The organism is Sphingobacterium sp. MAE (genome assembly GCF_056711605.1).
The window spans coordinates 849,688-862,234 of sequence record NZ_CM160044.1; the positions used below are offsets into that span (position 1 = coordinate 849,688).

Annotated in this window: 15 protein-coding genes; 11 read left to right on the top strand and 4 right to left on the bottom strand. The window is 36.5% G+C overall.

The genetic code is table 11. The annotated features are described in order from the left end of the window. Positions 1-11: 11 nt before the first annotated feature. The 9 genes from AC06G9_RS03650 (at position 12) to AC06G9_RS03690 (ending at position 6,667) form a co-directional block, all read left to right on the top strand. Entirely contained in the window at positions 12-1,355 is a 1,344-nt protein-coding gene (locus AC06G9_RS03650; protein WP_045753318.1) for an MFS transporter, read from the top strand. A 108-nt stretch (positions 1,356-1,463) separates the two neighbouring features. Then, complete coding sequence (locus AC06G9_RS03655; RefSeq protein ID WP_052627528.1) at positions 1,464-2,354, top strand: DUF4886 domain-containing protein; 891 nt, start codon at positions 1,464-1,466, stop codon at positions 2,352-2,354. A 70-nt stretch (positions 2,355-2,424) separates the two neighbouring features. Next, positions 2,425-3,357: a polysaccharide deacetylase family protein gene (locus tag AC06G9_RS03660; RefSeq protein WP_260946870.1), complete on the top strand. Its 933-nt coding sequence runs from the start codon at positions 2,425-2,427 to the stop codon at positions 3,355-3,357. A gap of 41 nt (positions 3,358-3,398) precedes the next feature. Then, positions 3,399-3,887, top strand: a complete 489-nt coding sequence (locus tag AC06G9_RS03665) for a DinB family protein (RefSeq protein ID WP_248754736.1) — start codon at positions 3,399-3,401, stop codon at positions 3,885-3,887. Positions 3,888-4,048: 161 nt separating this feature from the next. Further along, complete coding sequence (locus AC06G9_RS03670; RefSeq protein WP_045753321.1) at positions 4,049-4,564, top strand: RNA polymerase sigma factor; 516 nt, start codon at positions 4,049-4,051, stop codon at positions 4,562-4,564. Then, on the top strand, positions 4,530-5,186 hold the full coding sequence (locus AC06G9_RS03675) for a hypothetical protein (RefSeq protein WP_480957533.1): 657 nt from the start codon (positions 4,530-4,532) through the stop codon (positions 5,184-5,186). Before AC06G9_RS03670 ends, AC06G9_RS03675 begins: the two co-directional genes overlap by 35 nt. Before the next feature lie 5 nt (positions 5,187-5,191). Further along, a complete protein-coding gene (locus AC06G9_RS03680) occupies positions 5,192-5,662 on the top strand; it encodes a DUF4252 domain-containing protein (protein ID WP_045753323.1) in 471 nt (156 codons plus the stop codon). 7 nt (positions 5,663-5,669) lie between these two features. Continuing rightward, the gene (locus AC06G9_RS03685) at positions 5,670-6,197 is read left to right on the top strand and encodes a DUF4252 domain-containing protein (protein WP_248754734.1); all 528 of its coding nucleotides are present in this window, start codon (positions 5,670-5,672) and stop codon (positions 6,195-6,197) included. 2 nt (positions 6,198-6,199) lie between these two features. After that, on the top strand, positions 6,200-6,667 hold the full coding sequence (locus AC06G9_RS03690) for a hypothetical protein (RefSeq protein ID WP_045753325.1): 468 nt from the start codon (positions 6,200-6,202) through the stop codon (positions 6,665-6,667). Positions 6,668-6,747: 80 nt separating this feature from the next. Here AC06G9_RS03690 and sucD read toward each other — a convergent pair whose 3' ends face one another. Next, positions 6,748-7,626: a succinate--CoA ligase subunit alpha gene (sucD, locus tag AC06G9_RS03695; protein WP_045753326.1), complete on the bottom strand. Its 879-nt coding sequence runs from the start codon at positions 7,624-7,626 to the stop codon at positions 6,748-6,750. A gap of 91 nt (positions 7,627-7,717) precedes the next feature. Beyond that, positions 7,718-8,251: an RNA methyltransferase gene (locus AC06G9_RS03700; RefSeq protein ID WP_045753327.1), complete on the bottom strand. Its 534-nt coding sequence runs from the start codon at positions 8,249-8,251 to the stop codon at positions 7,718-7,720. A gap of 111 nt (positions 8,252-8,362) precedes the next feature. On the opposite strand from AC06G9_RS03700, the gene rpsT reads away from it, so the two are divergent. Continuing rightward, on the top strand, positions 8,363-8,617 hold the full coding sequence (gene rpsT, locus AC06G9_RS03705) for a 30S ribosomal protein S20 (RefSeq protein ID WP_045753328.1): 255 nt from the start codon (positions 8,363-8,365) through the stop codon (positions 8,615-8,617). A 139-nt stretch (positions 8,618-8,756) separates the two neighbouring features. On the opposite strand, the gene AC06G9_RS03710 is transcribed toward rpsT, so the two are convergent. Further along, entirely contained in the window at positions 8,757-9,599 is an 843-nt protein-coding gene (locus AC06G9_RS03710) for a 3-keto-disaccharide hydrolase (protein WP_248754732.1), read from the bottom strand. Between the two features lie 43 nt (positions 9,600-9,642). After that, positions 9,643-10,476, bottom strand: coding sequence for a helix-turn-helix transcriptional regulator (locus tag AC06G9_RS03715; RefSeq protein WP_045753330.1), 834 nt, complete (start codon positions 10,474-10,476; stop codon positions 9,643-9,645). Between the two features lie 402 nt (positions 10,477-10,878). Here AC06G9_RS03715 and AC06G9_RS03720 point away from each other — a divergent pair, with 402 nt between their 5' ends. Then, on the top strand, positions 10,879-12,369 hold the full coding sequence (locus AC06G9_RS03720) for a succinate CoA transferase (RefSeq protein WP_045753331.1): 1,491 nt from the start codon (positions 10,879-10,881) through the stop codon (positions 12,367-12,369). Positions 12,370-12,547 lie beyond the last annotated feature (178 nt).

Sequence of the window (12,547 nt, forward strand, 5' to 3'; positions counted from 1 at the left end):
GTAATAAAATTATGATTTCAAAACTGCATAAGCCAAAACTGTCAACCGTTCAGATTATCAATATGAGCATAGGCTTTTTGGGTATCCAAACAGGATTTGCTCTTCAAAACGGCAATGCATCGCGCATTCTCCAAACTTTTGGAGCTGATGTCGAGCATTTATCGCTTTTTTGGTTAGCAGCTCCCATTACCGGGATGATTGTACAACCAATTATAGGTTATTACAGTGATCGTACTTGGAATAAAATTGGGCGTCGTAAGCCATATTTTTTGATTGGCGCCATTTTAACAGCGATAGCACTGATATTAATGCCCAATGCTGCATTATTTACGGCTATTTTGCCACCTTTATTAATAGGTGCTGGTATGCTAACGATTATGGATGCATCGATCAATGTCACGATGGAGCCATTTCGGGCTTTGGTCGCGGACAATTTGCCGAGTTCACAACGTAGCCTAGGCTTTTCTATTCAGACTTTTATTATCGGCTCTGGAGCAGTTATTGGTTCTTGGTTACCTTATGTGCTCACCCATTACTTGGGAGTTGATGGTACAGCAGCAGAGGGAGTAATTCCTCCAAATGTGATATATTCTTTTTATTGCGGAGCAGGCATATTGTTGTTATCCATCTTGTGGACTGTTTTATCTACAAAAGAATATAGTCCCGAACAATTGGCTTCTTTTGAGGATACGGCACTTGAAGTAGAGACGATTGCCAAACATCGGTCAGGATTATTTGCCATTGTTGATGATTTTAGGACCATGCCAAAAACAATGAAACAATTGGGCTTGGTGCAGTTCTTTTCCTGGTTTGCACTTTTTATGATGTGGGTATATACTACGCCAGCTATAGCAGAACATATCTTTTATCTAAAAGATGGTGATAAATCTAAACTCTATATGGATGCTGCCAATTGGGTAGGCGTATTGTTTGGGATCTATAACGCCGTTTCAGCGATTTATGCTTTGTTTTTAGCCAAAATAGCAGCTAAGTTCGGGCGTAAACAGACTCATGCTTTTTCATTGATAATGGGAGGTCTTGGATTGATCTCGATATTTATCATTAAGGACCCCAATCTACTGATTATCCCTATGATTGGCATTGGTCTAGCATGGGGAAGTATTTTAGCGATGCCTTATGCTATTTTAAGTGATAGTTTGCCCGCTAAAAAAATGGGGGTTTATATGGGTATTTTTAACTTTTTTATCACCTTTCCTCAAATCGTATGTGGTTTTTTTGGAGGATATATGATTAAAATTTTCTTTGATAGCAATTCTGTTTATGGTATTTTATTAGCGGGCGTTTTTATGTTGTTGGGCGCCTTAGCTGTGCTGCGGATCAAGGACAAAATTTAAGATAAACAGCGCTTGATCAAGGAGCTTCTCTATGAGAAGCTTCTTTTGTTTGTTCAAAGTGAAAGATATTTTTTAATTTAGAGATTATCTGTTAAAAAATTCGATTTTATGTATAGCATTCAAATTACTTCTATTCTATTTTTTCTTTCCTTCATCTTTTCATCTTCATCATATGCGCAAAGCCAAGACCAAGCTTTAGATGATGGGGTTATACGAATATTAGCTATTGGAAATAGTTTTTCTGAAGATGCTATTGAAAACAATCTATATGAATTGGCAAATGCGCGTGGGAAAAAAATCGTGATTGGAAATCTCTATATTGGAGGCGCTCCCTTGGATTTGCATGTTAAAAATGCAATTGGAGATAGCAGCGCCTACAGTTACCGCAAGATAAATGAGTCCGGTGAAAAAAAGGTGCTGGAAAAGATAAAAATATCGACAGCTCTTACCGATGAGCCATGGGATTATATCAGTTTTCAGCAAGCGAGCCCACTATCGGGTAAGTATGATACTTATGCGAAAGATCTACCTCTTCTATACGCATATGTCACGCAACATGTAAAATACCCCGACACCAAGTATATTTTGCATCAAACATGGGCTTATCAGCATGACTCTGATCACAGCGGTTTTAGTTTATATGGACGTGACCAAACTGCGATGTATCATGCTATCGTATCTACATCTGAAAAAGTATACAGTTGGGGCAATTTTTCCATTTTAGTACCTGTTGGTACGGCCATACAAAATGCAAGAACTTCTTATATAGGCGATCATTTTACAAGGGACGGATACCATCTTAATTTGAATTATGGTCGGTTTATAGCAGCATGCGTATGGTATGAATCTTTATTTCATGAAAATGTACAAACCAACGCTTACGTACCTTTATCAATAAGTTATGTAGAAAGTAAAATTGCAAAGGAAGCGGCACATTTAGCGGTTAAAAGCCCTTACCGTGTAACTACTTTATCTCGTTATAGTATTTGGAGTTATTGATCATATTTTTCCGATGAAATGTCGATGTGTATCCGTTACGTATCAGTATATGGTGTGTAGCATTTTATTTTTGTTGATTAAACCTGAGCTCGTTTTTTCACAGGGTTATCCACATATTGTCAATTATCGGGTATATTTTGCAAACGTATCGTACCAAGGACGACCATACATAGGTATTAGGACTTTTCGTAATCAAAATCTTGATTATATTTTAACCGTTGATCCCAATACTTTGGAGACGTCTGTGATAAAAAGTGCAGATTGCAACAGTACTGAGGTAAGTCATATTCAAAATATTGCTCATTTTTCTGGATCTACCTATGCTAAGAGCTTTCAACATGTTCGTGATCATGAATATGCCCTTCAAGATGCTGGCATTGACTATGCCTTTCCAAAGGAGAGGGGGATCAATCTGACCATCGATTTGTGCCCATCACATAAACCATTGGACAAAGTAGTTTTTGAATCTTTATTTTCAGCTTTTAGAGGTATAGAAAGTTCACTTCCTATTGCTATTTCATTGTCTGGAAAATGGATTTTAAATCACGAAGCCGACCTGCAATGGCTGATCAATCTCAAAAATAAAGGACTGTTAACGATTACATGGATTAATCATACCTATAACCATCGGGTAAATAAAGATCCTCTTGATCATAATTTTTTACTGGCTGCAGGAACTCATGTTAATGCCGAAATTCTAGACAACGAAATGCTCATGCTTAAAAAGGGCATTGTTCCTTCCGTTTTCTTTAGATTTCCTGGTCTTGTCTCCAGTCATGAAATTATGGAGGAAGTATTGGGTTTTGGATTGATACCGATTGGCTCAGATGCATGGCTAGCAAAAGGGCAGCATGCTCAGGATGGGAGTATTGTACTGATTCACGCCAATGGTAATGAAGAAGTAGGAGTCCAGGATTTTATTCAGTTGTTAAATAGTGAACAAAAAAACATTAGAAATAAGCGTTGGATTTTACATGACCTTCATGAGGGAGTAGAATATTAATTTCAACCCATATCAGTAAAGCATTTTTATAAAAAAAGATTATGAATGTTAAGAAAAGTTTTTTAATTGAGTTAGAAAGAGAAACGAATAATACAGGCCGTATTTTAGATCGGATAACTGATGATCACCTTGATTGGCGTCCCCATGAGAAGTCGATGAGCGTAAGAGAATTGTCCGCTCACATCGTTGAGCTGCACAGTTGGATTTCTAAAGCCATTCCTAAGGATGTCTTTGACTTAAAAACAGATTTTCAGCCATTGAAAATTGATTCCGTATCAGAACTTAAAGTTATCTTGACCAAGGGATTAATTGATAATAAGGAAACAATAGCGCAATTACCGGATGATGATTGGTTAAAAGAATGGGTTTTAAAAGCTGGAGATTGGGAGATCGCCCGATTGCCTAAAGGAGGAGCGATACGCCACATCATTACCAATCATATTATACATCATAGGGGGCAGTTGACTGTTTATTTGAGGTTGCTGAATATTCCTGTACCAGGATTGTATGGTCCATCGGCAGATGAGTAAATTAATTTTAAACCGAAGTCAAAAGCTTCGGTTTTTTTATGTTCCTTCGTAAAAGGAATAAATTTCCAATATCTGTTAACAACACCAATTATTTTTTTTAAAAAAAGTATGTAATACTTCGATACCCTTGCGTGTCTTCTATATAAAAGCGATTAAAATTTATGAACCAGGAAACCTTTAAAACGACAGTCTTCATCCATAAGGATCGGTTATTTCGTTTTGCAAATAGGTTTTTACTTGATCAAGATGATGCCTTTGATTTGGTTCAGGAAGTATTGCTAAAATTGTGGGAAGCGAGAACTGAACTTTTAAAAGTAGCGAATATAGAGGCGTATGCTATGCGAATGACAAAAAACTTAGCATTGAATCGCTTGAATCGTGAAGGAGTAAAAACAAAATATATGGCTCAGCTGGATCAGGATATTCAAAAAGAAAGCTATCCGTCATTGACCAGGGAGCTGATCTTAAAGTTAATCGATCGTCTGCCAGAAAAGCAGCGGTTGGTTATGTATCTGAGAGATATCGAGGAGTATGAAATTGCTGATATTGTAAATTTAGTTGGGATCGATGAAAATGCAGTCCGTGTAAATTTGTCCCGTGCTCGAAATGTAGTAAAAGTCAATTTGACAAAAGTATTTGATTATGAAGAAAGAAGAATTAAAGCAATTAGAAGCTAAATATTTAGCCGGCGAGACCACTCTTGCAGAAGAAAGGTTGCTGAAGGAGCATAGTGAGGATGGATATTTTTCGCTATTGGCTGAAAAAAATACAGATGAGATGTTAATGGATTTTGATTCTTTTTTAGCTCGTACTAATGAAGCTCCGAAAACAGTCCATAGGCTACCTAAAAGAAAGATCTGGACGATGTTCTCTTCAATAGCAGCTGCAATTTTGCTGATTTGTTTGGGGATTTGGTATTTGCCTAGTCAGCAAGTTATGTTGCCTATTGAGCAGACTGCAAATCTGAATAAGCCGTTGAAAAAGGCGTCCGAGCCAGATCGCATTAAAGTAGATTCATTGGTAGAGAATAGACAAAACTCCGAAAAAATGGTGACTCAGACAGCAGCAGTAAGGCATAGGGTCGTCAAACATCGATCATCCATATTGGAAGTAGCTGTTGATACCGCTGCAAATCAAGTTGCTGAAGAGGAGTTTTATGTTGAAGTAAATGGTGTTAAGATTACAAATGAGGAAGAGGCATTAAAAATTACAGAAAATGCCTTACTATTTGCTTCCTCAAATTTAAAAAAGGGAATGAAAGAAGTCGAAAATATAAAATGTTTAAGTATTGAATTATAGAAATTATGAAAACGATATTATTAGTAATTGCACTGTTGTGCTCGAGTTTAGCACACGCTCAACTATCAAAATTGGATGAGATTTTTGAACAGTATAAAGAAGGAAAGGGTGTAACTTCTATCAAAATTGGAAAACCCATGTTCAGTATGCTCAATAAAATGAAGCTGTCCGATAATGAGGTTAATAGCATCAAGCCGCTGCTTTCTAAAATTAACAGCATTAAGATGCTGATCTTAGAAGAAGCCGATCTAGGACTGCAATCTGATGTTTCAAAAGCCATTAATAAGTTGAAATATGAAGAGTTGATCACGATCAATTCTGAGGGTAATAAAATTAAGTTTTTGGCAGAGGATACAGCCACAGATGTAATAAAAAATCTATTGCTCAGTATACAGTCCGATGGCAGTACCATTTTTATGATTCTCGATGGTAAGGTCAGTTATGATGATGTGAATAAATTGGTTAACAATAAATAACGGTACTATGAAACAAATACTAACTATCGGGGCACTGCTCATGTTCTGTCTGACATTGCAAAGCTGTTTTGTGAAAACCAGTCCAAATATGTCTTTTATAAGTAAGCGCGATTTGTCAAGTGATACAGAGGTTGCTTCAGTAAGGGTACCTATGTTTTTGACGAGAACATTTCTTAAAAGTAAGATTAAAGAATTGGATGAAGATGATGCCGTGGCTGCATTGGCTTTACGGAAAATCAAGAAGTTGAAAGTTATGACGATTTCTGGAAATAAAAAAGATAATCTGATGACTAAGTATCATGCCTATCTGGCTAAGAATAATTTTGAAGAGCTAATGAGTCTATACAGTGATGGATCAAAAATTACGATTAATACAGAGATGAAGAAAGATCATGTGAAACGTGTGCTATTGGGGATAGCTGATGAGGAGGACTATGTATTTGTCGATATTAAAGCAGATTTGGATCTAAATGAGCTGTCTAGGATGATTGAGTATTATGAAAATAAGAAGGAAAAATCTAAAATTATAAACTAGTTATGGAAAAATTAATAGCTGCCATCATACTTGTCTTTAGTGTATTCAACGCTCAAGCGCAATTATCAAAAGTTAATGAATTTGTCAATTCATTACCCAAAAATCAAGAAGGGATACAAATTTTTAGATTCAATGCCTCTAATATAAATGATGTATCCAATCTTAAGAAAGAAAATTTATTAATTGATGTCAAACAGTTTTTGCCAGATTCTTTATTAAAAGATATTCAGGATATTACCATCTGCCAACTGGGGTCAAAGCAAGTCAAGGAATCAAAATCTCTGGAGAGTGCGATCAAGAAAGCCGATCTGAAAACGATCTACGCTATGGAGAACGAAGGGATGTTAATTCAGGTTTTAGCATCAAATTTTGAGAACAATAGTGCTCAGGATTTACTTATCGATGTTAAGTCTGAGGATTATTCTCGAGTTACAGTGATCTTAAAGGGCAATCTTCCATTAGATCTCTGATAAGTCTGGATTAAAAAAATAAGGCTATAAAAAATGCCTTGAAATTAAAGTTTCAAGGCATTTTTTATATGTTATATAGCTTATGCTTTTTTAGCTAATTCTTCAGCGATTGCTTTTCCAATCTCAGCAGGAGATTGTACTACACGGATACCGCACTCAGCCATGATTTTCATCTTAGCAGCAGCAGTATCGTCTGCGCCACCAACAATAGCACCAGCGTGACCCATACGACGTCCTGGAGGCGCTGTTTGACCTGCGATAAAACCTACTACAGGTTTAGTACCATGTTCTTTGATCCAAAGAGCAGCTTCAGCTTCCATACCACCACCGATTTCACCGATCATGATGATTGCTTCTGTTTCTGGATCATTCATTAATAATTCTACCGCTTCTTTAGTTGTAGTACCAATGATAGGGTCACCACCAATACCGATAGCAGTAGTAATACCTAGACCAGCTTTTACAGTTTGATCAACAGCTTCGTAAGTTAAAGTCCCTGATTTAGAAACAACACCAACATTACCTTTTTTGAAGATGAAACCTGGCATGATACCGATTTTAGCTTCATCAGCAGTAATGATACCCGGGCAGTTAGGTCCGATTAAACGAGAATTTTTGTCAGTCAAGTAAGATTTTACTTGAATCATATCTTTAGTAGGTATACCCTCAGTAATACATACGATTACTTCGATACCTGCTTCTGCAGCTTCCATAATCGCATCAGCTGCAAATGCAGGAGGTACGAAAATAATAGAAACGTTAGCACCAGCTTTTTCTACAGCATCTTTAACAGTATTGAATACGGGACGGTCTAAATGTGTTTGACCACCTTTTCCTGGCGTAACACCACCAACTACGTTTGTTCCGTACTCGATCATTTGACTTGCATGATAAGTACCTTCTGTTCCAGTGAAACCTTGAACAACTACTTTTGAATCTTTATTAACTAATACACTCATTTCTTCTTAAAATTTTGCATCACAAATCTACTATTTTGCATTGGAAATAGGAAGTAATCTGCATACTTATATGTCCTTAATTGATAAAAAATTAGCAGAACTTACTTTTTTGAATAAAATCCCAAGTTACGATGCCAATTGTGACAGAAACATTGAAGGAATGTTTCGTTCCAAATTGTGGAATTTCGATGCAATGATCTATTTGTTCCATCACCTCTTCATCAACCCCATTTACTTCATTGCCAAATACCAAAGCATACTTGGTATCTTTAGCGGGAACAAAGTCCTGCAAAAGGATACTATTCTCCGCCTGTTCGATTGCAATAATGGTATATCCTTGTTCTTTCAATGTGCTAATCGCTTCGGTCGTTTCCTTGACATGTTCCCATGGAATAGATTGTGTTGCACCTAAAGCCGTTTTTTCAATTTCACGGTGTGGAGGTGTAGCTGTGATCCCACACAAGAATATTTTTTCTATAGCAAATCCGTCAGCCGTTCTAAAAGCTGATCCGACGTTGTGCATACTCCTCACATTGTCTAGCACTAGTGTGATGGCTGTTTTCTCTTGGTTTTTGAACGTTTCAACATCAGCACGTTGCAGCTGATCCATGGATAATTTTTGCATGATGCAAAGATAAGTATAGAAAACTTTAAAATAGATTTTGAATATTAGAAATAAGATGTTATTTTTGCATTCCGAATTTTAAGTAAAGAACGAATAAAAATTAGCTAAAAAATGGCAAATCATAAATCAGCGATCAAAAGAATTAGAGCAAACGCTACAAAGCGCTTAAGAAACCGTTACCAAGCAAAAACTACTCGTAACGCAATTAAAAAATTACGCACTACTGCTTCAGCAGAAGAAGCTAAAACATTATTGCCTCGTGTGATTTCTATGCTTGATCGTTTGGCTAAGAAAAATGTAATCCACAAGAAAAAAGCTTCAAACAACAAATCTAAGTTAACAAAATTTGTTAACGGATTAGTTTAAGCTATCAGTATAATATATAAAGGGATACAGTTCTCTGTATCCCTTTTCTTTATGTTTTTACTTTACCCTGGATTTTCTCTTTTCCAAGCGAATGAATGTAAAAAAAAGTGTCGAGTTTCTCGACACTTTTTTTATGCTTTTATTTTTGCATAACTGCTGCAATAGCCTTTTTTAGCTCTACAGAGTTTTTCATATAAGGTTCCAGATTATAGATCTCCACTTTTTTGAAATCGATAGGATGGCTTTCACTTTGCAGTGAAATGGTACCTTTACTAATTAATTGACCATCTTTCTTTTGTTTTGGGTCAAAGTTGCTGACATTTCCACCACCATATTGTGGTTTTTGGTACTCCAAAACCAAATCCCCATTCACGTAATGTTGAATAATAGAATCACCTAATACCAAAAAATCTGCTGTTACCCACTGATCACCATGATAGGTTTTAGATGTTGAGCTGACACAGTGTGGGGTAAATAATTTTTCTTTCATCACGACATTCGTACCCGGAGTACAAAGATTGCTTGTCGTACGTTCGTTCGTGCCATCACCGCCTAACAATTGACCTTCAATTGAAATTGGGAAATCTTGATCTTTAAGCATTGTTTTTGGATCTTGACCATGCAGCATAGCTCCACTATTGCGGAGTGCCCAGCCTTCTCCTCCTTTTGCCTGCTCACCCACAAATCGGTATTGAACACGTAGGATATAGGCAGAAAATTCTTTATTGTAAAATAAATGACCATATTGTTGATCAAATTGGTCATAGCCATCGTATCTGACTTTCAATAGACCATCTTCTACACGAAAAGTATTTGCGTAATTATCGCCAACCTCATGTTTGCTGATTTTTGGCGTCCAATTTTTTAGATCTTTCCCGTTGAACAGTTGTATTGCTTTGGGTTTTTTGTTTAATGAACTAGCACTAATTGAAATGCATAGGGCTACTCCTGCTAAACTAAAAAATAGTTTTTTATAATTCATGATTAAGATTTTAGGTATTAGAGACCTAAAATACTTAAAAAAATTAGATTAACAATTGTTTTTGCTTAACATATTCGCTTGGTCTGACCCCAATTACTTTATTGAATGTGTTACTAAAAGTAGGTAGGCTGCTGTATCCAACCTTGAGTGCAACCTCATTGACACTTAATTTTTCATCTAAAAGAAGTTTCAGCGCTGTCAACATTCTCAATATGGTATAGTATTGAATAAAAGACATGTTTAATTCTTTTTGAAAGAGCCTAGCCAAAGTGCGTTCACTGATATTGAATTTCTGCGAAAGCGTTTTAAAACTGACATTCTCTTCGATCCGACTCTCTAGGAATGTGACGATGTCCTTTAATTTTTGATTACTTGGATAGGGAAGTGCCAAGGGCAACTCATGTTGTGATATTTCGGGCAACAAGAGTTTGAAGGCTTTTGCTAACGAATATTTTGGCTCTTCAACTGGAAAAATATTACCATTCCATCGATTGGTAAACATGATCAACTCATTGAGCAGATCATCGACCGGGTAGATATTTATTTTTTTGTAAAATTCTTGATCGGTATCATATTTTGGAAAATATAGATTGCGCATCACGACATCAGGGGTGCTCGGATGGATACTGTGACGGATCCCTGCTGGTATCCAGATGTAATGCCTTGCTGGAAGAAAATAAGATTTTTCGGCTGTCTTTAAAAAAACAACCCCACCTTCCGTATATAAAAATTGATCTTTGTTATGAGCATGTTCGGTAATGAAACTTTCGCCAATTATGGCATGGTGACAGTAGATACTATCCTCAAAAGAGTCCACTTCTGTTACGTAATAACGATTGACATATTTTGGATCTTTGATATCGCTTTTTTTATTCATGATTTCTTCCCGTTTCCGTTGCAAAGTTAAAATTTTTATACCAAAGCTGTACAATACTTTATGATTGTAAGTTGATACTCACCTATATTGTTTGTGAAATAAGACTTGTAGGTAAGTGTGTACTAATTTTTTTTAATACACAAAATAATTAATTTGCTGATTACTAATGTTTTAGTTATATTTTTGAAATTTATTTTATATCTTATTTTGTATGATTAAAAATATGAGATGCTGATTTATAAATAATTACAAATATATCGTCTTTATTGGATAATTTTGTGACTAATTGCAATAAATTGACACAGAAAAAATACGTTAATATTGTTTGGTCTAATATTTAAACAATTATTAATAAATCTGTTTGCTAAATATTAGAGAATTTGAGAAATAAGTTAAAGGGATATGTCGTACGATAGAATTAAACTTAAAAGTTTACATGACAAAGTAATTACAGCTGAGCAAGCTGCACTACTCATTAAAAATGGTATGATCGTTGGCTCTAGTGGATTTACAAAAGCTGGCGATAGTAAAGTTGTATTACCAGCATTGGCGGACCGAGCGAAAACCGATCCTTTAAAGATTACGTTAATTACAGGTGCCTCATTGGGTCATGGCACTGATGGCAAATTGGCTGAAGCAGGTGTACTTGCTAAGCGTATGCCCTTTCAGGTGGACCGTATATTGAGAAATAAAATTAATGCTGGTGAGGTGCTGTTTATTGATCAACATCTCAGTGAGACAGCAGAGTTATTGCACAATAAAAATTTGGCGGCAGTTGATATTGCCGTATTAGAAGTAGCAGCTATTGAAGCCGATGGTAGTATTATTCCAACGACTTCTGTGGGCAACTCGGCTACTTTTGCTGCTTTAGCAAAGCAGGTCATCTTGGAGATAAATACAGCCGTACCGATGGAGATACGTGGTATTCATGATATCTATCAAGCTGAAGATTATCCAAGAAGAAACGTCATCCCTATTGTTGCTCCTGAAAATAAAATTGGTCGTAAAACAATTGCATTAGATCCATCAAAAGTCGTGGGTATTGTATTTACAGATATCGAAGATAGTCCTGCAGATATTGCCGAACCAGATGCTAAGACAACCGCTATAGCGAGTCATATTTTAAACTTCTTTGAAAAAGAAGTAGAAATGGGACATCTATCTTCGAGTTTGTTACCTCTTCAAGCCGGTATCGGCAAGGTTGCCAATGCTGTTTTGATGGGATTTAAAGATAGCAATTTCCGAAATTTAACGATGTTTTCAGAAGTGCTACAAGATAGTACCTTTGATCTGATTGATGCAGGTGTTATGGATTTTGCCTCGGCTTCTTCTATTACGGTTTCAAAACCTTGCTATGATCGTGTATTTGGTAATCTAGATAAGTATCGTGATAAAATGGTATTGCGACCACAAAATATATCCAATACACCAGGTCTGATCCGTCGTTTGGGTGTTATCGCCATCAATACGGCGATTGAGTTTGATATCTATGGTAACGTCAATTCGACGCATATATCGGGCACTAATATTATGAATGGTATCGGTGGTTCAGGTGATTTTGCAAGAAATGCTTACTTAAGTATTTTCGTCACCCAAGCCGCATCTAAGGACGATCGTATTTCACACGTATTGCCTATGGTGTCGCATGTGGATCATACCGAACATGATGTTGATATTTTAGTAACCGATATTGGACTGGCGGATTTAAGAGGCTTGGCACCTCGTGAGCGTGCCCAAGTTATCATTAACAACTGTGTGCACCCAGATTATAAAGAACAGCTACAGAGCTACTATGATCGTGCCTCTGAGCGTGGTGGTCATACTCCACATATCCTAGAGGAGGCGTTTAGTTGGCATATCAATTTGCGCGATCAAGGAACCATGAAAAAATAATGATACGGTATTCCGGTAAACAGCAAAGCAGCTATTTTAATTAATAGCTGCTTTGCTGCTTATGGGAGTACTTACCAGAATCTTTGGATTGTAAGTATTTAGATGATCTTCTATAAGAACCTATCTTAGTAGCATCTTGATGTGGGGCTACGATTTGTTGCTGTGCGCTTTCTAATGC